Origin of the sequence: Nocardiopsis sp. NPDC050513 (genome assembly GCF_044457925.1) — a bacterium.
Classification (GTDB): domain Bacteria; phylum Actinomycetota; class Actinomycetes; order Streptosporangiales; family Streptosporangiaceae; genus Nocardiopsis.
The window spans coordinates 219,493-241,895 of sequence record NZ_JBITHK010000010.1 but is presented as its reverse complement, the minus strand read 5'-3'; the positions used below and the strand labels follow the sequence as shown (position 1 = coordinate 241,895).

At 71.8% G+C, this 22,403-nt stretch carries 17 protein-coding genes; 12 read left to right on the top strand and 5 right to left on the bottom strand.

What is annotated here, in order from left to right; genetic code table 11:
• Positions 1 to 126 precede the first annotated feature (126 nt).
• The 6 genes from ACIBFB_RS19575 to ACIBFB_RS19550 all read left to right on the top strand — a co-directional run bounded on the left by ACIBFB_RS19575 (position 127) and on the right by ACIBFB_RS19550 (position 9,646).
• Positions 127 to 1,212 carry an S-(hydroxymethyl)mycothiol dehydrogenase gene (locus tag ACIBFB_RS19575; protein ID WP_397232036.1) on the top strand — a complete coding sequence of 362 codons (1,086 nt, stop codon included), beginning with the start codon at positions 127 to 129 and terminating at the stop codon, positions 1,210 to 1,212.
• A complete protein-coding gene (locus ACIBFB_RS19570) occupies positions 1,209 to 1,838 on the top strand; it encodes an MBL fold metallo-hydrolase (protein WP_397232034.1) in 630 nt (209 codons plus the stop codon). The genes ACIBFB_RS19575 and ACIBFB_RS19570 overlap by 4 nt, the downstream gene beginning before the upstream one ends.
• Positions 1,839 to 1,870: 32 nt before the next feature.
• The gene (locus ACIBFB_RS19565) at positions 1,871 to 4,321 is read left to right on the top strand and encodes an FAD-dependent oxidoreductase (protein ID WP_397232032.1); all 2,451 of its coding nucleotides are present in this window, start codon (positions 1,871 to 1,873) and stop codon (positions 4,319 to 4,321) included.
• A gap of 106 nt (positions 4,322 to 4,427) precedes the next feature.
• On the top strand, positions 4,428 to 5,603 hold the full coding sequence (locus ACIBFB_RS19560) for an aromatic ring-hydroxylating dioxygenase subunit alpha (protein ID WP_397232030.1): 1,176 nt from the start codon (positions 4,428 to 4,430) through the stop codon (positions 5,601 to 5,603).
• Positions 5,600 to 7,321, top strand: a complete 1,722-nt coding sequence (locus ACIBFB_RS19555) for a BCCT family transporter (RefSeq protein ID WP_397232028.1) — start codon at positions 5,600 to 5,602, stop codon at positions 7,319 to 7,321. Before ACIBFB_RS19560 ends, ACIBFB_RS19555 begins: the two co-directional genes overlap by 4 nt.
• Positions 7,322 to 7,324: 3 nt before the next feature.
• Complete coding sequence (locus ACIBFB_RS19550; protein WP_397232026.1) at positions 7,325 to 9,646, top strand: FdhF/YdeP family oxidoreductase; 2,322 nt, start codon at positions 7,325 to 7,327, stop codon at positions 9,644 to 9,646.
• A 19-nt stretch (positions 9,647 to 9,665) separates the two neighbouring features.
• Here the strand turns inward: ACIBFB_RS19550 and ACIBFB_RS19545 are convergent, their stop codons facing one another.
• Complete coding sequence (locus tag ACIBFB_RS19545) at positions 9,666 to 10,322, bottom strand: GntR family transcriptional regulator (protein WP_397232024.1); 657 nt, start codon at positions 10,320 to 10,322, stop codon at positions 9,666 to 9,668.
• A gap of 65 nt (positions 10,323 to 10,387) precedes the next feature.
• Here ACIBFB_RS19545 and ACIBFB_RS19540 point away from each other — a divergent pair, with 65 nt between their 5' ends.
• The 6 genes from ACIBFB_RS19540 (at position 10,388) to purU (ending at position 17,703) form a co-directional block, all read left to right on the top strand.
• A complete protein-coding gene (locus ACIBFB_RS19540) occupies positions 10,388 to 11,635 on the top strand; it encodes a sarcosine oxidase subunit beta family protein (RefSeq protein WP_397232022.1) in 1,248 nt (415 codons plus the stop codon).
• Between the two features lie 16 nt (positions 11,636 to 11,651).
• Complete coding sequence (locus tag ACIBFB_RS19535) at positions 11,652 to 11,951, top strand: sarcosine oxidase subunit delta (RefSeq protein ID WP_397232020.1); 300 nt, start codon at positions 11,652 to 11,654, stop codon at positions 11,949 to 11,951.
• Positions 11,948 to 14,818 carry a 2Fe-2S iron-sulfur cluster-binding protein gene (locus tag ACIBFB_RS19530; protein WP_397232018.1) on the top strand — a complete coding sequence of 957 codons (2,871 nt, stop codon included), beginning with the start codon at positions 11,948 to 11,950 and terminating at the stop codon, positions 14,816 to 14,818. The genes ACIBFB_RS19535 and ACIBFB_RS19530 overlap by 4 nt, the downstream gene beginning before the upstream one ends.
• Positions 14,808 to 15,419 (top strand): sarcosine oxidase subunit gamma, encoded by a 612-nt coding sequence (locus ACIBFB_RS19525; RefSeq protein WP_397232017.1) that lies wholly within the window; start codon positions 14,808 to 14,810, stop codon positions 15,417 to 15,419. The genes ACIBFB_RS19530 and ACIBFB_RS19525 overlap by 11 nt, the downstream gene beginning before the upstream one ends.
• On the top strand, positions 15,416 to 16,789 hold the full coding sequence (locus tag ACIBFB_RS19520) for an L-serine ammonia-lyase (RefSeq protein WP_397232015.1): 1,374 nt from the start codon (positions 15,416 to 15,418) through the stop codon (positions 16,787 to 16,789). The genes ACIBFB_RS19525 and ACIBFB_RS19520 overlap by 4 nt, the downstream gene beginning before the upstream one ends.
• A gap of 62 nt (positions 16,790 to 16,851) precedes the next feature.
• Entirely contained in the window at positions 16,852 to 17,703 is an 852-nt protein-coding gene (gene purU / locus ACIBFB_RS19515; RefSeq protein WP_397232013.1) for a formyltetrahydrofolate deformylase, read from the top strand.
• A 110-nt stretch (positions 17,704 to 17,813) separates the two neighbouring features.
• On the opposite strand, the gene ACIBFB_RS19510 is transcribed toward purU, so the two are convergent.
• From ACIBFB_RS19510 to ACIBFB_RS19495, 4 genes are all read right to left on the bottom strand, one after another.
• Entirely contained in the window at positions 17,814 to 18,521 is a 708-nt protein-coding gene (locus tag ACIBFB_RS19510) for a gamma-glutamyl-gamma-aminobutyrate hydrolase family protein (RefSeq protein ID WP_397232011.1), read from the bottom strand.
• 37 nt (positions 18,522 to 18,558) lie between these two features.
• On the bottom strand, positions 18,559 to 19,323 hold the full coding sequence (locus ACIBFB_RS19505) for a 3-oxoacyl-ACP reductase (protein WP_397232009.1): 765 nt from the start codon (positions 19,321 to 19,323) through the stop codon (positions 18,559 to 18,561).
• A gap of 70 nt (positions 19,324 to 19,393) precedes the next feature.
• Complete coding sequence (locus ACIBFB_RS19500) at positions 19,394 to 20,770, bottom strand: aldehyde dehydrogenase family protein (protein WP_397232007.1); 1,377 nt, start codon at positions 20,768 to 20,770, stop codon at positions 19,394 to 19,396.
• Between the two features lie 89 nt (positions 20,771 to 20,859).
• Positions 20,860 to 22,233, bottom strand: a complete 1,374-nt coding sequence (locus ACIBFB_RS19495) for a glutamine synthetase family protein (RefSeq protein WP_397232005.1) — start codon at positions 22,231 to 22,233, stop codon at positions 20,860 to 20,862.
• Positions 22,234 to 22,403: the final 170 nt, after the last annotated feature.

Below are 22,403 nucleotides of genomic sequence, written 5' to 3'. Positions count from 1 at the left end.
CGTCGCCGAGGCGCTCAAGCCGGAGTTCGACGCCGACGCCCTGCGCGGGCGGGTGCGGGCGCTGGCCGACAAGCACCCCCTCTACCCCAACCTGTGACGAACTCCGACTCGACAGGGAGAAGAACAGTGGTACACGCAGTCAAGGGTGCGGTCGCCAAGGGGCGCGGAGCCGAGGTCTCGGTGGAGACGATCCTGGTTCCCGACCCCGGCCCCGGTGAAGCCCTGGTGAAGGTCCAGGCCTGCGGGGTCTGCCACACCGACCTGCACTACCGGGAAGGCGGCATCGGCGACGAGTTCCCGTTCCTGCTCGGCCACGAGGCCGCCGGGTCGGTGGAGGCGGTCGGGGACGGCGTCACCGACCTGGAGCCCGGGGACTTCGTCGTCCTCAACTGGCGTGCCGTCTGCGGCGTGTGCCGGGCGTGCCAGCGCGGACGGCCCTGGTACTGCTTCGACACCCACAACGCCGCACAGCCGATGACACTCGAGGACGGCACCCCGCTGAGCCCCGCGCTCGGCATCGGGGCCTTCGCCGAGAAGACCCTCGTCCACAGCGGCCAGTGCACCAAGGTCGACCCGAAGGCGCCGCCGGAAGTGGCGGGACTGCTCGGCTGCGGCGTCATGGCGGGCATCGGCGCCGCGATCAACACCGGGTCGGTCGGGCGCGGGGACAGCGTCGCCGTCCTCGGCTGCGGCGGCGTCGGTGACGCGGCCATCGCTGGGGCCCGGCTGGCGGGCGCGGGCACGATCATCGCCGTCGACCTCGATCAGCGCAAGCTCGACTGGGCCGAACGGCTGGGTGCGACCCACACGGTGGACGCCGCCGCCCGGGACGTGATCGAGTCGATCCGGGAGCTGACCGGCGGTCACGGGGCGGACGTCGTGATCGACGCGGTCGGCCGGCCGGAGACCTTCCGTCAGGCGTTCTACGCCCGCGACCTGGCCGGGACGGCGGTGCTGGTCGGTGTCCCCACCCCGGACATGACCGTCGACCTCCCGCTCATCGACGTGTTCGGCCGCGGCGGAGCGGTGAAGTCGTCCTGGTACGGCGACTGCCTGCCGAGCCGCGACTTCCCCGTGCTCATCGACCTGTACCTCCAGGGCCGGCTCGACCTGGGCGCCTTCGTCACCGAGACCATCGGCATCGGCGACGTCGAACGCGCCTTCGGGGACATGCACGAGGGGCGCGTCCTGCGATCGGTGGTGGTCCTGTGAGCGCGCGGATCGAGCACCTCGAGACCTTCGGGACCTTCATCCTCGACGGGGGCGCCTGGGAGGTGTCCAACAACGTGTGGCTGGTCGGCGACGACGAGGAGGTCGTCGTCATCGACCCCGCGCACGACGCCACGGCGGTGCTGGAGGCGGTCGGCGGTCGCGCCGTGGCCGCGGTGGTCTGCACCCACGCCCACAACGACCACGTCAACGCCGCCGCGAAGGTGGCGGACGAGTCCGGTGGGCCGATCCTGGTCCATCCCGACGACGAGCCCCTCTGGCGGGCCGTCCACCCGGACCGCGACCCCGACGCCTGGTTGGCCCACGGGGGATCCGTCACGGTGGCCGCGACCACGCTGCGGGTACTCGCCACGCCCGGCCACACGTGGGGGTCGGTCTCGCTGTACGCCCCCGACCTGGGCGCCGTCTTCTCCGGCGACACGCTGTTCTCGGGAGGACCGGGCGCCACGGGTCGCTCGTACTCCTCCTTCCCGACCATCGTCGCGTCGATCCGGGACACCCTGCTGACCCTGCCCGCCGACACCGTCGTCCACACCGGACACGGCCCCACCACGACCATCGGCACCGAAGCGCCGCACCTCGACGACTGGATCCAGCGCGGGTTCTGACGCGCTCCGACCACACGATCAGGAGGACCTCCATGCCGACCCAACCACGCGTCGTGCTCATCGGAGCGGGCATCGTCGGCTGCGCACTGGCCGACGAGCTGACCGCGCGAGGGTGGACCGACGTCACCGTGCTCGAACAGGGACCGCTGTTCGCCACCGGCGGATCCAGCTCCCACGCGCCCGGCCTGGTGTACCAGACCGTCGGGTGCAAGACCATGACGGAGTTCGCCAAGTACACCGTCGAGAAGTACACCGCGCTGACGCTCGACGACAGGTGGTGCTTCCAGCAGCTCGGCGGTCTCGAGGTGGCGACCACCCCGGAGCGCTGGTCCGACCTGAAGCGCAGGCACGGCTGGGCCACGTCGTGGGGGGTGGAGAGCTACCTGCGCGACCCCGGCGAGTGCGCCGAGCTGCACCCGCTGCTCGACCCCGCCAAGGTCCTCGGCGGTTTCCACGTCCCCGGCGACGGTCTGGCCAAGCCGCTGCGCGCCGCCGAGGCCCAGGCCCGGCGGGCAGCGGACCGCGGCGCGCGCTTCCTCGCGCACCACAAGGTCACCGGTGTCGAACGCCGCGGCGGACGGGTCCGCGCCGTCGTGACCGAGCACGACACCTTCACCGCCGACGTCGTCGTCTCCTGCGTCGGCATGTGGGGTCCGCGGATCGGCCGCATGGTCGACCTCGACATCCCCCTGGTCCCGATGGCGCACCAGTACGCCAAGACCTCGCCCCTGCCGGTCCTCCACGGCGTCAACGACGAGCTGCGCGAGATGTCCAAGCCGCTGCTGCGGCACCAGGAGGCCGGACTCTACTTCCGCGAGCACGTCGACCGCCTCGGCATCGGCGCCTACGACCACCGCCCGATGCCGATCTCCGCGGACGACATCCTCGACCCCGGCGACGCGCCGACCATGCCGTCGGAGACCCCGTTCACTCCGGACGACTTCGAGACGTCCTGGGCGGACTCAGTCGACCTGCTGCCGTGCCTGGCCGACGCCAAGGTCGACGAGGGGATCAACGGGCTGTTCTCCTTCACCCCGGACGGCAACCCCCTGCTCGGCGAGCACCCCGACCTCCAGGGCTTCTGGGTGGCCGAGGCGGTCTGGATCACGCACTCCGCGGGCGTGGCCAAGGCGATGGCGGAGTGGCTCGTGGACGGCCAGCCGACCGTCGACCTGCACGGCTGCGACCTCAACCGGTTCGAGGAGGTCGAGCGGGGACCGGAGTACGTCCACCTGCGCAGCTGCCAGGCGTTCGACGAGGTCTACGACGTGCTGCACCCGTTGCAGCCCGCCGAACGGCCGCGCCCGCTGCGGACCAGCCCGTTCCACGACCGGCAGGTCGAACTCGGCGCCGTCTTCCACGAGGCGTCCGGCTGGGAACGGCCGCAGTGGTACGAGGCCAACGCGGACCTGCCCGAGGTCGAGGAGATCCCCGAGCGCAACGACTGGGCCGCACGGTTCTGGTCGCCGATCGCGGGCGCCGAGGCGCTGGTGGCGCGCAAGCGGGTGGCGATGTTCGACATGACCCCCCTGAAGCGGATCGAGGTCACCGGCCCCGAGGCGCTGACGTTCCTCCAGACGATGACGACCAACCAGCTCGACCGCAAGCCGGGGTCGGTCGTCTACACCCTCATGCTCAACGAGGACGGCGGGATCCGCAGCGACCTCACCGTGGCCCGGCTCGCCGAGGACCGCTTCCAGGTGGGCGCCAACGGCCCGCTCGACCTCGACTGGCTGCGCAGGCACCTTCCACCCAACGGACGCGTGCAGGTCCGCGACATCACCGCGGGCACCTGCTGCGTCGGGCTGTGGGGCCCCGCCGCGCGCGAGCTCCTCCAACCGCTGACCCGCGAGGACTTCTCGCGCAAGGCGCTCGGCTACTTCAAGGCCAAGCGGGCCTTCATCGGGGACGTTCCGGTGACCGCCATGCGCCTGTCCTACGTCGGTGAACTGGGCTGGGAGCTCTACACCACCGCCGACCTGGGGCGCCGGCTGTGGGACACGCTCTGGGAGGCGGGACAGGACCACGGCGTCATCGCCGCGGGCCGCAGCGCCTTCACCAGCATGCGGCTGGAGAAGGGCTACCGGTCCTGGGGCGCGGACATGACCACCGAACACGACCCGTACGAGGCCGGACTCGGCTTCGCGGTGCGCATGGACAAGGGCTACTTCCACGGGAAGAACGTCCTGAGGGGCCGCTCCGAGGACACCGTCGCGCGCAGGCTCTCCTGCCTGACCATCGACGATCCCCACCAGGTCGTCATGGGATCCGAGCCGGTGTACGCCGGCGGCGCGCCGGTCGGCTACGTCACCAGCGCCGCACGCGGCTACACCGTCGGCAGGAACATCGCCTACGCGTGGCTGCCCGCGGACGTGTCCCGGCCCGGCACCGCCGTCGAGATCGAGTACTTCGGTGAGCGCGTCCGCGCGGTGGTCGCGGCCGAACCGCTCTTCGACCCCGACATGACCCGTATCCGCTCGTGAACCGGACGCGGTGCTCCCGGCCACGGCCACAGCACCCGATCGTCCCCGACCTCCTTCGACCCACGGCGCCCCGTCGGCGACCGTGCAGCACGGAACGGAGACAGCATTGACCGAGAACCTCGTCGCCCCTCCGGCCACCGGCGGTTCCGCACTGCCCGAGAGCCTGATCCCGACCCTGCCCGGGTACACCTACACCGACCCGGAGGTCTTCGCCCTCGAACAGGAGAGGATCTTCGAGCGGATGTGGTTCTGCGCGGTACGCGGCGCCGACCTGCACAAGCCCGGCGACTTCCGCACCGTCCAGATCGGACGCGAGAGCGTGATCGTCACCCGGTCCCGCGACGGCGCCCTGCGCGCCTTCCTGAACATCTGCCGGCACCGGGGCGCCAGGCTCTGCGTGGAGGAGTCGGGGACCGTCAAGCGGAACTTCCAGTGCCCCTACCACGCCTGGACCTACGGGCTCGACGGGAAGTTGGTCGCCGCCCCCAACCTGACCTCGATGCCGGACATCGATCGCACCGAGTACGGCCTCAAGCCGGTGCACCTGCGCGAGTGGCTGGGCTACGCGTGGCTGTGCCTCGCCCAGGATCCGCCCTCCTTCGCCGACACGGTGCAGGCCGACGTGACCGAGCGCTTGGGCTCGCTGGAGGCCATCGGGAACTACGAGATCGACGAGCTCGAACTCGGGCGTCGCATCACCTACGACGTCAGGGCCAACTGGAAGCTCATCATCGAGAACTTCATGGAGTGCTACCACTGCGCGACCATCCACCCCGAACTCACCGAGGTGCTGCCCGAGTTCGCCGACGGCTACGCCGCCCAGTACTTCGTCGGGCACGGCGCGGCCTTCGGCGAGGAGGTCTCCGGATTCACGGTGGACGGCGGCGAGGGATTCGACCGGCTGACCGGGGTGGACTCCGACCAGGACCGCAAGTACTACGCGATCACCGTCCGTCCCCAGGTCTTCGTCAACCTGGTGCCCGACCACGTGATCCTGCACCGGATGTTCCCGCTGTCCGCCGACCGCACCCTCGTGGAGTGCGACTGGCTGTACAGCAAGGACGTCGTGGCGTCCGGCCGCGACGTGTCGCGCTCCGTCGAGCTGTTCCACCGGGTCAACCAGCAGGACTTCGACGCCTGCGAGCGCTGCCAGCCCGCGATGTCGTCCCGGGCCTACGCCGAGGGCGGCGTCCTCGTTCCCTCCGAGCACCACATCGGCGAGTTCCATGAGTGGGTGCGGAACGCACTCTCCCCCAACGAGGATGGTGACAATCAGCGATGATCACTGCCCCCAGGGTCTTCTGGCCCTCAGTGGTTCTGGTGACCGCCTTCGTCGCGGCCACGGTGTTGTTCACCGACGCCGTGTCCGCGACGGTCACCGCCCTTCAGGACACCGTGATCGGCACGTTCGGGTGGTACTACGTCCTGATCGTGTGCGCGTTCGTGGTGTTCTCGATCCGGATGGGCCTCGGCCGGTTCGGTGACATCAAGCTCGGGCCCGACGACGAGGAACCCGAGTTCAGGCTGAGCACGTGGTTCTCGATGCTGTTCGCCGCGGGCATGGGCATCGGGCTGGTGTTCTGGGGGGTCGCGGAGCCGCTGAACCACTTCGCCAGCCCGAAGCCGGGCGTCGAGGGCGCGGAGCAGGACGTCGCCCAGCAGGCGCTGGTGCAGACGTTCCTGCACTGGGGCCTGCACCCGTGGGCGATCTACGTGGTCGTCGGCCTGGCCGTCGCGTACGCGATCCACCGCAGGAAACGCCCGGTGTCGATCCGCTGGGCGTTGGAGCCGGTGCTGGGCGAGGAGCGGGTGAACGGCTGGGCAGGCGACCTGATCGACGTCATCGCGGTCGTCGGGACGCTGTTCGGCGTGGCCACCTCGCTCGGCCTCGGCGTCCTCCAGATCGCCTCCGGGCTCGACGTGCTCGGTGTCGTCAGCGACCCGGGCAACTGGACGTACATCGTCCTGATCGGCGCGATCACCGCCCTGGCGATCTTCTCGGTGACCACCGGCGTGAAGCGGGGAGTCAAGTGGCTCTCCCAGATCAACATGGGGCTCGCCGCCCTGTTGATGGTCGTCGTGCTGGTCATGGGCCCGACGCTGTTCATCTTCCGGGAGTTCGTGCAGTCGATCGGGCTCTACTTCCAGAACCTGCTCCAGCTGAGCTTCGACACCACGGCGTTGGAAGGCGCGGACGGCGCCCAGTGGCAGGGCTGGTGGACGACCTTCTACTGGGGCTGGTGGATGTCCTGGGCGCCGTTCGTGGGCGTGTTCATCGCGCGCATCTCGCGCGGCCGGACCGTGCGGGAGTTCGTGACCGGGGTCCTGCTGGTGCCGACGGCGGTCACCTTCCTGTGGCTCACCGTGTTCGGCGGCAGCGCCCTGTACCGCGAGCTGTTCGGCTCCGGGGGAGGCGTCGCGGCGGACGGGTCCGTCGACACCGAGGCCGCCCTCTTCGGGTTGCTCGGCGACCTGCCGGGGGGAACCGTCCTGGTCGCGGGCGGGGTCGTCCTGATCGTGCTGTTCTTCGTGACCTCGTCGGACTCCGGTTCGCTCGTGGTCGACATGCTGGCCTCCGGGGGCAGCCCCGAGACCCCGGTCTGGAGCCGGGTGTTCTGGGCGACGGCCGAGGGACTGGTGGCCGTCGCGCTGCTGCTCGCGGGCGGCCTGGGCGCCCTCCAGGTCGGCGCCATCCTCATCGCCCTGCCGTTCAGCGCCGTCATGCTGGTCATGTGTGTCGCCACGTGGAAGCAGCTCGCCGAGGAACGCCACCGCCAGATCCGGCTGCAGCGCAAGCTGGAGCGCGAGGAGCTCACCGAGCAGGTCTCGCAGCACCTGCTGGAGGGCGACGAGTTCACCGAGCAGGTCTCGCAGCACCTGCTGGAGGGCGACGGGTTCACCGAGCAGGTCTCGCAGAGTCTGATCGAGGCGGAGGCCTCACCCGACGGCCAGGCGGCCTCGCGGGACGGGGACGCCGACGCCGTCAAGGACAAGGTCTGACACATGGAGAAGCGCGCTTCTGAGAAGGACGTCGACGAGGACGCGCTGCGCGTCGGTGAGCCCGGCCACGCCGCGGCCGGGCTCACCGGAGTCCTCGTCTCACTCCAGCGCAGCCGGGAGCAGATGGGCGTCGGCCGGACCGTGCGGACGCTGCCGCTGATCAACCAGAGGGCGGGGTTCGACTGCCCCGGCTGCGCGTGGCCGGACCCGCGCGCGGAGGACGGCGACCGGCGCAAGCCCGCGGAGTTCTGCGAGAACGGGGCGAAGGCGGTCGCGGAGGAGGCCACGACCCGCCGGATCGGTCCCGACTTCTTCGCCCGCCACTCGATCGGCGAGCTCGCCGATCGCACGGACTACTGGCTCGGCCGACAGGGCAGGCTGACGCAGCCGATGATCCTGCGCCGCGGCGACGGCCACTACCGGCCGATCGGCTGGGAGGCGGCGTTCGACGTGATCGCCGAGAACCTGGCCTCCCTCGGGTCCCCGGACGAGGCGGCGTTCTACACCTCGGGTCGGACCAGCAACGAGGCGGCGTTCGCGTACCAGCTGATGGTGCGGTGCTTCGGCACCAACAACCTGCCCGACTGCTCGAACATGTGCCACGAGTCGTCGGGGGTGGCGCTGAAGGACACGATCGGGATCGGTACCGGCTCCGTCTCGTTGGCCGACCTGGAACACGCGGACCTGGTGCTGGTGCTCGGCCAGAACCCGGGCACCAACCACCCGCGCATGCTGGGGTCGCTGGAGAAGGTGAAGCGGCGGGGCGGCCGGATCGTGGCGGTCAACCCGCTGCCGGAGGCCGGGCTGCACCGGTTCAGGAATCCGCAGAAGCTGAGCGGGATCGTGGGTCGGGGCACCGTGCTGGCGGACGAGTTCGCGCAGATCCGCATCGGCGGCGATCTCGCGCTGCTCCGCGCCCTGACCGGACTGCTGGTGCAGGCCGACGACGCGGCGCCGGGCACGGTGCTGGACCGCGCGTTCGTCGCGTCGCACACCCACGGCTTCGCGGAGTTCCTCGACCAGGCCAGGCACATCGACTGGACGGCGACCGAACGCGCGACCGGGCTCGACCGGCGGCAGATCGAACGGATCGCGCGCATGCTCGTCGACTCCGAGCGCACCGTGGTCTGCTGGGCGATGGGTCTGACCCAGCAGAAGCAGGGCGTGGCGACCATTCGGGAGGTCGTCAACCTGATGCTGCTGCGGGGGATGATCGGCAAACCCGGGGCCGGGCTGTGCCCGGTGCGCGGGCACTCCAACGTCCAGGGTGACCGGACCATGGGGATCTACGAGAAGATGCCCGAGTCGTTCCTGGGCGCGCTGGAACGCGAGTTCGGGGTCACGGTGCCGCGCGGGCACGGCATGGACACCGTCGAGGTGCTGCACGGCATGCACGACGGGAGGATCAGGGCGCTGATCGCCATGGGCGGGAACTTCGCCGCCGCCACACCGGACACCGAGGCCACCGAGCGGGCGCTGCGCGGCTGTGCGCTGACGGTGCACGTCTCGACGAAGCTCAACCGCTCGCACCTCGTTCCAGGGGAGACCGCGCTGATCCTGCCCACTCTGGGGCGCACCGAACGGGACGTCCAGGAGTCGGGGGAGCAGTTCGTCACCGTCGAGGACTCGATGTCGGTGGTGCACGCCTCCCGGGGCAGGCTCCGTCCCGCGGGCGAGCACCTGCTGTCCGAGGTGGCGATCGTCAGCCGTCTCGCCCGCAGGCTGCTCGGCGCGGACCATCCGGTGCGGTGGGAGGCGTTCGAGCGCGACTACGACGTCGTCCGCGACCGCATCGCGCGGGTGGTGCCGGGCTGCGAGGACTACAACCGGCGGGTGCGGGAGCCGGACGGGTTCGTCATGCCGCACCCACCGCGCGACTCCCGCACCTTCCCGACGGAGACCGGGCGGGCGAACTTCACGGTGAACGTCCCCGAACCGATCGAGGTCCCCGAGGGCAGACTGCTCCTGCAGACGCTGCGCAGCCACGACCAGTACAACACCACGATCTACGGTCTGTCCGACCGCTACCGGGGCATCGAGGACGCGCGCCGCGTGGTGCTGGTCAACGACGCCGACATCGCCGCGCTCGGCTTCGCCGACGGGGACCTGGTCGACCTGGTCTCGGAGTGGCCCGATCCGCGCGGCGGCGTGGAGGAGCGCCGCGCCCGCCGGTTCCGGATCGTGTCCTATCCGACGGCCGTCGGGTGCGCCGCCGCCTACTATCCGGAGGCGAACCCGCTGGTGCCGCTGGGCGCGGTGGCGGACAGGTCCAACACGCCGGTGTCGAAGGCGGTCGTGGTGCGGTTGGAGCCCCATGCCGGGTAGCGGCCGTCCGCGCCCCGGTTCAGATCAGGGCGCGGATGGCCTCCTCGAAACCGGTGACGTGCTTGAGCGCGAGCTTACCGGCCCGGTCGGCGTCGCCGTCGATGACGGCTGTCAACAAGGGGACGTGCTGGTCGACGTGGCCGGCCACACCGGACATCCTGGGGATGAACACGCACCAGATCCTGGTGGCCAGGTTGTCGTAGGTGATCAACGTGTCCTCGAGGAAGGGGTTGTACGCGCACCGGTAGATCGCCCGGTGCACGGCCACGTCGGTTCGGAGCAGTTCGGCGTTGTCCTGCCCGTGGTCACCCCCGATCCGCGACCGCAGCTCGGTGAGCTCGGCGCGGTCGGCGGGCGTCGCGCGCTCCGCCGCCGTCGAGGCGGCGAGCGGCTCCAGGGTGCGCCGTACCTCCGAGATGTGCGCCAGATCGGAGATGTGCACATCGGTCGCGAAGGTGCCGCGGCGCGGGTAGGCGACGACCATGCGGTCCCTTTCGAGGCGTTTCAGCGCCTCGCGGATCGGAGTGCGCCCCATGTCGAGTTCGGCGCTGAGCCGGTCCTCGACGATCGGGTCGCCCGGCTTGATCTCCAGCATCACCAGGCGGTCGCGGATCGCGGCGTAGGCACGCTCGGCCAGTGACGCTCCCGAGGATTGGTGCTTGACCTGAGTTCCCATGTGACCTACGGTACTACGAAGACTAATATATCAGTAGTTGATCAGTTTCCGCTGGAGGCATCGCGATGACCGACTCCGCGTCCCCTGCCCAGCCGCCCGGCGCGCACCTGCCCGACCACCCCGACTTCCTCTGGGACGACCTGGGCCCGAGGGCCTTCTACGACGTCGTGATCGTCGGCGGCGGCGGCCACGGCCTGGCCACCGCGTACTACCTCGCCAAGGTGCACGGCATCACGAACGTGGCGGTGCTGGAGAAGGGATGGCTGGCGGGCGGCAACATGGCCCGCAACACCACGATCATCCGCTCCAACTACCTCTGGGACGAGAGCTCGGGCATCTACGAGCACTCCCTGAAGCTCTGGGAGGGCCTGGAGGAGGACCTCGGCTACCCGATCCTGTTCGACCAGCGCGGGGTGCTCAACCTCGCGCACAGCCTCCAGGACGTGCGCGACAGCGTGCGGCGGGTCAACGCCAACCGGCTCAACGGCATCGACGCCGAGTGGCTCGACCCGCGGGGCGTCAAGGAGGTCTGCCCGATCGTCAACATCTCGGAGGACGTGCGCTACCCCGTGATGGGGGCGACCTACCAGCCGCGCGCCGGGATCGCCAAGCACGACTACGTGGCCTGGGGCTACGCGCGGGCCGCGCACGAGATGGGCGTCGACCTCATCCAGAACTGCGAGGTCACCGGGATCGAGACGGTCCGCGGCCGGGTCACCGCGGTGGAGACCACCCGCGGCCGCATCGCCGCGGGCCGCGTCGGGCTGTGCGCGGCGGGCCACAGTTCGGTCCTCGCGGCGATGGCCGGGATCCGGCTCCCGCTCGCGTCGCACCCGTTGCAGGCGCTGGTCTCGGAACTGCTCGAACCCGTGCACCCCACCGTGGTGATGTCCAACGCGGTGCACGTCTACGTGTCCCAGGCGCACAAGGGCGAACTGGTGATGGGCGCCGGAATCGACAGCTACAACGGCTACGGCCAGCGGGGGTCGTTCCACATCGTCGAACGGCAGATGTCCGCCGCGCTGGAGCTGTTCCCGGTCTTCGCCAGGGCGCACCTGCTGCGGACCTGGGCGGGCATCGTCGACGTGAGCCCGGACGCCTCCCCGATCGTCGGCCTCACCCCGGTCGGGGGCCTCTACCTCAACTGCGGCTGGGGCACCGGCGGGTTCAAGGCCACCCCCGGCGTCGGCGACTGCTTCGCGCACACCATCGCCCACGACAAACCGCACGCGTTCAACGAGCCGTTCACCCTCGAACGGTTCACCACCGGAGCCCTCGTCGACGAGCACGGCGCCGCCGCCGTCGCGCACTGAGAGTCAGGAGCCAGGCATGCAACTCATCCCCTGCCCGTGGTGCGGGCCGCGCGAGGAGACCGAGTTCCACTACGGCGGCCAGGCGCACGTGGCCTACCCGCAGGACCCCGCGGCGCTGACCGACGAGGCGTGGGCGCGGTACGTGTTCTTCCGCGACAACCCGAGCGGCCCGTTCGCCGAGCGCTGGAGCCACAGCGCGGGCTGCCGCCGGTGGTTCAACGCCGTCCGCGACACCAGGACCCACGACCTGCTGGCCGTCTACCGCATCGGCGAGCCGGTGCCCGAACTCAGCGAGAGGGACGAGGTGGTCTCGTGAGCGCGACCTTCCGAATGCCCACCGGCGGCCTCATCGACAGGGACACCGCCCTGCGGTTCACCTTCAACGGCCGGCCGATGACCGGGCACCCCGGGGACACCCTGGCGTCCGCGCTGCTCGCCAACGGCGTGCACGGGATCGGCACCAGCATCAGGTACGGGCGACCGCGCGGCATCGTGGCGGCGGGCTCGGAGGACCCGACGTCGCTGGTACAGATCGAGCGGCCGTTCCCGGAGCCGATGCTGACCGCGACCTCCGTCGAACTGTACGACGGACTCGTGGCGCACGGTCTGCCCGGACAGGGCAGGCTGGCGTCCGAACCCGACCCGGACCGCTACGACGCCAAGCACGTGCACTGCGACGTCCTCGTCGTCGGCGCGGGGCCCGCGGGTCTGGTGGCGGCGCTCACCGCGGCCCGCGGCGGGGCCCGGGTCGTCGTGGTCGACGAGCAGAGCCGGACCGGGGGAGCGCTGCTCGGCACCAGGGAGTACCTCGACGAGCGACTGGCGGCGGAGTGGGTCGCCGACGTCACGGCCGAACTGCGAAGGACCCCCGGCGTGCTGGTCCTGGAACGCACCACCGCGTTCGGCGTCTACCAGGACGGCTTCGTCCTCGCCCTGCAGCGCCGTACCGACCACCTCGGGTTCGCCGCGCCCGCCGACACGGCGCGCCAGCGCGTCTGGCGGATCAGGGCCAGGCAGACCGTGCTCGCCACCGGCGCCCACGAGCGTCCGATCGTCTTCGCGGACAACGACAGGCCCGGGATCATGCTCGCCGGTTCGGCGCGCACCTATCTCCACCGCTACGGCGTCCTGCCCGGCACGCGCGTGGTCGTCTTCACCACCAACGACAGCGCCTACCGCGCGGCGATCGACCTCGCCAGGGCCGGTGTGGACGTCGCGATGGTCGTCGACGCCAGGCCCACCGCGCCCAGTTCCCTCGCCGCCCGGTGCTCGGCCCGCGGGATCGAGGTCCGTGCCGGGCACGTCGTCACCGGAACCGAGGGCGGGGCCAGGGTCACCGACGTCCACATCGCCCCGCTGCCCGGTGCCGACGGGAGCCCCGACACCGTCGGTTGCGACTCCCTGCTGGTCTCCGGTGGCTGGAACCCCGTCGTCCACCTGTACAGCCAGGCGCGCGGCGCGCTCCGTTACGCCCCCGCGCTCGGCGCGTTCGTTCCCGGCGAGGAGCTGCCGACGGTCCGGGTCGCGGGTTCGGCGACGGGTGCGCTGGGCCTCACCGCGTGCCTGGTCCAGGGGCGCGACGCCGGGCGCGCGGCAGCGCTGGCGGCGGGGTTCACGGCCGCGGGCGAGGTCGAACTCCCGGTGTCGGGCGCGCGGACCGACGAAGGGCCCGGCCTGGTGCTCTGGCGCGTTCCGGGAGAGCCCCCGCAGGACGCTCCCGACGCCCGCTTCGTCGACCTGCAGCGCGACGCCACGGTGTCCGACGTGCTGCGCGCCACCGGCGCGGGGCTGCGCTCGCTGGAGCACGTCAAGCGGTACACGACCATCGGCACCGCGCACGACCAGGGCAAGACCTCCGGGATGATCGCCGCGGGGCTGGTCGCCGAGGACCTGGGGGTCGAACTCTCCGAGCAGCGGCCCACCACGTTCCGTCCGCCGTACACCCCGGTGTCGTTCGCCGCGCTGGCCGGACGGGACCGGGGGGAGCTGCACGACCCGGCGCGCGTGACCGCGATCCATCCCTGGCACGTCGCGCACGGCGCGCTGTTCGAGGACGTGGGGCAGTGGAAGCGGCCCTGGTACTTCCCGCGTCCGGGTGAGGACATGGACACCGCCGTGCTGCGGGAATGCCGCGCGGCACGCGAGGGCGTCGCCCTCATGGACGGCTCGACGCTGGGCAAGATCGACGTCCAGGGGAGCGACGCCGGGCGGTTCCTCGACATGCTCTACACGAACAAGATGAGCGGTCTGAGGGTCGGCAGGATCCGCTACGGGGTGATGTGCGGCGTCGACGGCATGGTCATCGACGACGGCACCGTCATCCGGCTGGCCGAGGACCGGTTCCTGGTGACCACGACGACCGGCAACGCCGCGATGGTCCTGGACTGGATGGAGGAGTGGCTGCAGACCGAGTGGCCGCACCTGGACGTGTACGCCGCCTCGGTCACCGAACAGTGGGCCACGATCCCGCTGGTGGGGCCGCGGTCCCGGGACGTGCTCGCCGAGCTCGCCCCCGACCTGGACGTGAGCAACGAGGCGTTCGAGTTCATGACGTGGCGGGACACCGTGCTCGACGTGGGAGCGGGCATCCCCGTGCGGGTGTGCCGGATCAGCTTCTCCGGAGAGCTCGCCTACGAGATCAACGTGACCGCCTGGCACGGCATCGCCGTCTGGGAGGCGCTCATGGCCGCGGGCGAGCGGTACGGGATCACGCCGTACGGCACCGAGACCATGCACGTGCTGCGCGCCGAGAAGGGCTACCCGATCGTCGGCCAGGAGACCGACGCCACGGTCACCCCCCAGGACCTGGGGATGTCCTGGGCCGTGTCGAAGAAGAAGGCCGACTTCATCGGCAAGCGGTCCTTCTCCAGGGCGGAGAACAACCGGCTGGACCGCAAACAGCTCGTCGGTCTGCTTCCGGTCGACCCGGACGTCCGGCTGCCGGAGGGCGCGCAGGTCGTGGACGCCGACCAGCTGCCCCAGCCCCCGGTGCGGATGCTCGGCCACGTCACCTCCAGCTACCGCAGCGCCGCACTGGACCGGACGTTCGCGCTCGCGCTGGTGCGCTCCGGCCGCGAACGTGTCGGCGAGACGCTCCACGTCCCCGTGGGGGACGACCTCGTGCCGGTCACCGTGACCGGGTCCGTGCTCTATGACCAGGAAGGAGCCCGTCGTGACGGCTGACATCGACTCCCGGACCAGCCCGCTGGCCGCGTGGACGGACCGTCTCGCCGCCCTCGCGCCCGCGCTGACGGCGCTGGAGCGGCCGTTCCTCACCCAGCTCACCGTGCGGGTCTCGGACCCGGACGCCGTGGCCGGGATGGGTGAGGCGCTGGGCGTCGCGTTCCCGGCGGACCCGTGCACGTTCACCCGGGGGGACGGCCCGTTCGGCGGGGTGGAGGTGCTGTGGCTGGGGCCGGACGAGTTCCTCGTGGTGGCCCGGTCGGAGCCGGACCCGCGGGCGCCGGTCGAGGACGCGCTGCGCGCCGCACTCGGGTCCGCGCGGGGCGCGGTCGTGGACACCTCGGCCCAGCGCACGGCGGTGTCCCTGGAGGGGCCGCACGTGCGGGACGTCCTCGCCCACGGCTGCGCCGTCGACCTGCACCCGTCGGCGGCGCCGACCGGCACCTGCGTGCAGACCCTGCTCGCCAGGGCCGGGGTCATCCTGCAGGTCGCCGACGCCGGGTCCGGCGCCTTCACCGTGCTGGTCAGGTCCTCCTTCGCCGAGTACCTCGCCGCGTGGCTCAGCGACGCCTGCGTCGAATACCGGGCGGCACTGTCATGAGCCTGAGCGTGTTCGACCTGTTCAAGGTCGGCATCGGGCCGTCGAGCTCGCACACCGTCGGTCCGATGCGCGCGGCGGGCACGTTCGCGCAGGCCCTGCGGGACGAGCGGCTCCTGCCGCGGGTGGCGTCGGTACGCGTGGAACTGTTCGGGTCGCTCGGTGCGACCGGCCACGGGCACGGCAGCGTCAAGGCCGTGGTGCTCGGGCTCGCGGGCCACGCCCCCGACACGGTCGACCCGGTCGCAGCCCAGCCCATGGCGGACGACGTGGCGGTAACCGGGAAGCTGGAGCTGGCGGGCGGCCGCGTGATCGGGTTCTCGGTCGACGACGACGTCGTGCTGCACCGGAACCGGCGGCTCGACTTCCACAGCAACGGCATGGTGTTCCAGGCGTTCGACCGGTCGGGCGCCGTGGTCGCGGCCCGGACGTACTACTCGGTCGGCGGCGGCTTCGTCGTGGACGAGGACGCCGCCGGAGCGAAGGTCCTCGCCGAGGACGCCACGCCGGTGGAGTACCCGTTCTCCACCGCCGGGGAACTGCTGGCCCACACCGCCCGCACCGGGCTGTCCCTCAGCTCGCTGATGCTGGCCAACGAGGCGACCCGCCGCCCGGAGCGGGACACCCGGGACGGGCTGCTGGAGATCTGGTCCGTGATGCGGGAGTGCGTCGAACGCGGCTCCACGACCCGGGGCGTGCTGCCCGGCGGGCTCAGGGTGCGGCGGCGCGCCGCGGCGCTGCGGGAGGGCCTGGAGGCCGCGGGTGACTCCGGTGATCCGCTGCGGGCCATGGAATGGGTCACGATGTTCGCTCTCGCGGTCAACGAGGAGAACGCGGCGGGCGGGCGGATCGTGACCGCCCCGACCAACGGCGCGGCCGGGATCATCCCGGCGGTCCTGCACTACTACGACCGTTTCGTGCCTGGCGCCGACGAGGACGGGATCGTGCGGTTCCTGCTCGCCGCGGGCGCGGTCGGCATGCTGTTCAAACGCAACGCCTCGATCTCCGGCGCGGAGGTCGGCTGCCAGGGCGAGGTCGGCTCCGCCTGTTCCATGGCCGCCGCCGGTCTCGCCGAGGTGCTCGGCGGCACCCCCGCCCAGGTGGAGAACGCCGCGGAGATCGGGATCGAGCACAACCTCGGTCTCACCTGCGACCCGGTGGGCGGCCTGGTGCAGATTCCGTGCATCGAGCGCAACGCGATCGCGGCCGTCAAGGCCATCACGGCGGCGCGCATGTCGGTACGCGGCGACGGCGCGCACCACGTGAGTCTGGACAAGGCCATCACGACCATGCGGGAGACCGGCGCCGACATGAAGGACAAGTACAAGGAGACCGCCCGCGGCGGGCTCGCGCTCAACGTCGTCGAGTGCTGACCGGCGCCGTCTTGGCCCGGGCACCGAGAATCCCCTGATCCCTCCGACCTGAGGAGCACATCGTGGCGCGCAACTTCACCCTCACTCTCCGGTGCCCGGAACGGACGGGCATCGTGCACGCGGTGACCGAGTTCCTGGTCGACCGGGACTGCGACATCGTCGAGCACCAGCAGTTCGATGACGACGTCCGTCACCAGCTGTTCCTGCGGACGTCGTTCTCGTGCTCGACCCCGGACCGCGGTGTCGGGGACCTCCGGCGCGAGTTCGCCCCGGTGGCGGGGGAGTTCGCCATGGAGTTCCAGCTGTGGGACGAGCGCAGGCCGCGCGTCCTGGTGATGGTGTCGAAGGCCGGTCACTGCCTGAACGACCTGCTGTTCCGCTGGCGTGCGGGCAACCTCGGCGGGGAGATCGTCGGGGTGGTCTCCAACCACGGGGACCTGCGGCCGATGGCCGAGGCCGCTGGCCTGGACTTCGTGCACGTGCCGGTGACCGCCGGGAGCAAGGCCGCCGCCGAGGCGCGCCTGCTGGAGCTCGTCGACGCGTACGACGCCGACCTCGTGGTGCTCGCGCGGTACATGCAGGTGCTCTCCGACGACCTGTGCGCCAAGCTCGAGGGGCGCGTGATCAACATCCACCACTCGTTCCTGCCCGGTTTCAAGGGGGCGAGGCCCTACCACCGGGCCTACGAGCGCGGCGTGAAGTACGTCGGAGCGACCGCGCACTACGTGACGGCCGACCTCGACGAGGGTCCGATCATCGAGCAGGAGGTGCTGCGGGTGGACCACTCCCACGATCCGCGCGCGCTGGCGACGGTGGGCCGCGACGCCGAGGCGCTCGCACTGTCCCGGGCGGTGCGCTGGCACTGCGAGCACCGTGTGCTGCTCAACGGCCGCGGCACCGTCGTCTTCCGCTGACCCCGGACCGCGGTCCGGGCACCTCATCGGACGGGTGCGGACACGGCGGCACGGTACCCACCGCCGAGGACGCTTCCGGCGCCGCGCGACGCCCCCGGTCCGGACGGGGCTCACCCCCGGTCGACGTCGGACGCCCGTTCCGCCAGCCAGTGGAACAGCGACGGGTCCTCGCCCATCTCCGGATGCCACTGCACCCCGATGACGTTGAACCGGTCGGTGTACTCGATCGCCTCCACCGTCCCGTCGTCCGCCCACGCCGTGGCGGTGACGTCCTCGCCCAGCTCGGCCAGCGACTGGTGGTGGTAGGTCGGCACCTCCAGTTCCGTGCGCCCCAGGACGTCGGCGGTGCGGGAGAACTCGGCCACGGTCACCGGGTGGGCGCCGAACACCCCCGTCGTCTCCCGGTGTCCGTGGTGCCCCACCAGGTCGGGCAGGTGCTGGTTGAGCGTGCCGCCGCGCACCACGTTGAGCAGCTGCATGCCCCGGCACACCCCCAGCACCGGCAGCCCCCGGGCCAGCGCCGCCTCCAGCAAGTCGATCTCGGCGCTGTCCCGCGCGCCCCGCACCCCGGCGGTGCGGGCGTCGGTCGGCGCCCCGTACCGGCCGGGGTCGATGTCGCCGCCGCCCGCCAGGAGGAGGCCGTCGAGCCGCTCCACGGCCCCCTCCACCCCGGACACGGGCGGCAGCAGCACCGGCACGCCGCCCGCGTCCGCGACCTGGTCGGCGTAGGCCCGCGGAAGCAGGACGGCGGGCAGGTCCCACGCCTCGCCCCACCGGGCCCGTTCGGCGTAGGCGGAGATCCCGATGACGGGGCGCATCGGCCCCCCTTTCTCGTGCGGTCGGCCCCTACATGCCCTACAGGGGGGTGACGTACGCCCCCGAGATCCCGCCGTCCACCAGGAAGTTGGACGCGGTGATGAACGAGGCGTCGTCGCTGGCCAGGAAGGCCACGGCGGCGGCGATCTCGGTCACCTCGGCGAACCGGCCCAGCGGCACGTGCACCAGGCGGCGCTGCGCGCGCTCGGGGTCCTTGGCGAACAGCTCCCGGAGCAGCGGCGTGTTCACCGGTCCGGGAGACAGGGCGTTGACCCGGATGCCCTCGCGCGCGAACTGCACGCCCAGCTCCCGGCTGAGCGCCAGCACCCCGCCCTTGCTCGCGGTGTAGGAGATCTGCGAGGTGGCCGCGCCCATCGTCGCCACGAACGACGCCGTGTTCACGATCGACCCGCGCCCCTGCTCGCGCATGTGCGGCAGCGCGTACTTGCAGCACAGGTACACCGAGGTCAGGTTGACCTCCTGCACCCGGCGCCAGGCGTCGATCCCGGTGGTGAGGATCGAGTCGTCGTCGGGCGGCGAGATCCCCGCGTTGTTGAACGCCACGTCCACGCTCCCGTAGGCGGAGCGCGCGGTCGCGAACGCCTCGCGCACCTGGTCCTCGTCGGTCACGTCCGCGCGGACGAACAGCCCGTCGGTGTCCTTGGCGACCTGCTCGCCGCCCTCCTCGTCCACGTCGACCGCGACGATCCGCGCGCCCTCCTCCGCCAGCCGCAGCGCGGTGGCCCTGCCGATCCCGCTGCCCGCGCCCGTGATCACGGCCACGCGTCCGTCGAACCGCTGCATGTTCCCCCCTCGGGTGGATGTCCCTGCCTGGTCCCGGCGCGATCGCGCCGGGCGTCCTGCCGCCGTGTCCTCAGGTGTCGTCGGAGACGAACACGGTCTTGGTCTCGGTGAACGCCTCCAGGGCGTCCGGGCCCAGTTCGCGGCCGATGCCGGAGTGCCCCATCCCGCCGAACGGCGTCCAGTACCGCACCGCCGAGTGGGAGTTCACCGACAGGTTCCCGGCCCGCACCGCGCGCGCCACGCGCAGTGCCCGACCGACGTCGCGCGTCCAGACGGATCCGGCCAGGCCGTACTCGGAGTCGTTGGCCAGCGCGACCGCCTCGGCCTCGTCCTCGAACGGGACCACGCACATCACCGGACCGAACACCTCCTCGCGCAGCGCGCGGTCGTCGCGGCCGGTCGGGGTGAGCACCGTGGGAGGGAACCAGAACCCGGGCCCGGTCGGCGCCGATCCCCGGAAGGCCACCGGCGCGTCCTCCGGCACGTAGGAGGCGACCCGCTCCCGCTGGGCCGCCGAGATCAGCGGCCCCATCGCCGTCGCCGGGTCGGACGGGTCGCCCACGGCGATCCCGGTGACGGCGGGCTCCAGCAGCTCCAGGAACCGGTCGAACACCGACCGCTGCACCAGCACCCGCGAGCGCGCGCAGCAGTCCTGGCCCGCGTTGTCGAACGCCCCGCCGGGTGCGCTGGCCGCCGCCTTCTCCAGGTCGGCGTCGGCGAAGACGACGTTGGCGCTCTTGCCGCCCAGCTCCAGCGTGACCCGGGTGAAGTCGTCCGCGGCGGCGGCCATGATGCGGCGGCCCACGGCCGTGGACCCGGTGAACACGATCTTGTCCACGCCCGGGTGCCGCACCAGCCGCTCACCGGCGACCGGCCCCGTGCCGGGCAGCACCTGGAACACGCCCTCGGGGAGCCCGGCCTCCCGGGCGAGTTCGGCGATCCGCAGCGCCGTGAGCGGCGTCAACTCGGACGGCTTGACCACCACCGTGTTCCCGGCGGCCAGGGCGGGGGCGGCGCCCCACGACAGCACCGGCATCGGGAAGTTCCACGGCACGATCACCCCGACCACGCCCAGCGGCTCGGCGAAGGTCACGCTCCACCCGCCCGGCACGGGGATCTGCCGTCCGGTCGCCCGCTCGGGGGCGGCGGCGAAGTACTCGAACACGTCCCGCGCGTTGCCCGCCTCCCACCGCGCCTGCTCGACGGGGTGGCCGGCGTTGCGGACCTCCGTGAGGGCCAGCTCCTCGCGGTGGTCGTCGATCGCCGCCGCGACGGCGCGCAGCAGCCGGGCCCGGTCGCCCGGGGCCGTCGCCCGCCAGACGGGGGCGGCGGCGCGGGCGCGCTCGACGGCCGCGTCGACCTCCTTCTCCCCGGCCAGCGGGACCTCGGCGATCACCGCCTCGGTGGCGGGGTCGACCACCCGCTGGACGGTCGGTGCGTCGGGCATCGTGCTCCTTCGTGGTGCCGGGCGCCCGGTCGGTGGTGCGGGCGCGGGGTCGGTGCGTCCGGCGTGCGGCCGGGGACGGGGGCGCGCGGTCACAGCCGTTCGAAGCCCCGGTACATCTCCCAGTCGGTGACGGCCGCGTCGAAGGCGGCCAACTCCACACGGGCGTAGTTGGCGTAGTGTTCGACGACCTCGTCGCCGAACACCTCGCGGGCCAGCGCGCTGTCCTCCCACGCGGCCAGCGCGTCGCGCATCGTGGCGGGCACGGTGGGCAGGCCGGAGGCGTAGGCGTTGCCCTCGAAGGGCTCGCCCGGCTCCAGCCCCTTGTCGATCCCGTGCAGCCCGGCCGCGATCAGCGCCGCGTTGGCCAGGTAGGGGTTGACGTCCCCGCCCGGAACCCGGTTCTCCACGCGCAGCGAGGGCCCGTGCCCGACCAGCCGCAGCGCGCACGTGCGGTTGTCGCGGCCCCACGCGATCGCGGTCGGGGCGAAGCTGCCCGGCACGTACCGCTTGTAGGAATTGATGTTGGGCGCCAGCAGCAGCGTGAACTCGCGCAGCGCCGCCATCTGCCCGGCGAGGAAGTGCCGCCCGGTCGCCGACAGGCCCTCGCCCTCGGCCATGACCGGGGCGCCGTCCTCCCCGCGCAGGGAGATGTGGATGTGGCAGGAGTTGCCCTCGCGCTGATTGGGCTTGGCCATGAAGGTGATCGACATGCCTTCCTGGGCGGCGATCTCCTTGGCGGCGTTCTTGTACACGGCGTGGTTGTCGCACGTGCGCACGGCGTCGTCGTAGCGGAAGGCGATCTCGTGCTGGCCGAGGTTGCACTCGCCCTTGGCCGACTCCGCGTACAGCCCCGCCGCGCCCAGTTCGTTCCGGATCCGGCGCAGCAGCGGTTCGACCCGGGCGCCGCCGAGCACCGAGTAGTCGACGTTGTACCGGTTGGCCGGGGTCAGGTCGCGGTAGCCCCGGTCCCACGCCTGCTCGTAGCTGTCGCGGTAGACGACGAACTCCAGTTCCGTCCCGACCATCGCCCGCCACCCGCGCTCGGCGAGCCGCTCGGTCTGACGCCTCAGGACCTGCCGGGGCGAGGGCGCGACCGGAGTGCCGTCGTGCCAGGTCAGGTCGGCCTGGACCATGACGGCGCCCTCCGCCCAGGGGGTGCGCCGCAGGGTGGACAGGTCCGGGGCCATGACGAAGTCGCCGTAGCCGGTGTCCCAGGAGGACATGGCGTACCCGTCGACGGTGTTCATGTCCACGTCCACGGCGAGCAGGTACCCGCAGCCCTCGGTCCCGTGCCCGACCACCTCCTCCAGGAAGAAGCGAGCGGAGAGCCGTTTGCCCTGGAGACGGCCCTGCATGTCGGTGAAGGCCACCAGGACGGTGTCCACGGCGCCGGAGGCGCTGTCGCGGCGCAGGTCGTCGAGGGCCAGCGGTGGGTCGGAGGCGACCGGGGGGATCTGTGGCACGGGGTCTCCTTGCTCGCGTCGCGGTGCGGCGTGCGGGGCGCCGTCCGGGCTCACGGTCCTGGGACGGTCGTCCCGAACGGATCTATGGTCCAGGAGCAGACCAATGAGCTGAATGGAACCAGGAGCCTCGGGCGGTGTCAATGGGCAGGAGCCACGAAATGCGCCTGTGA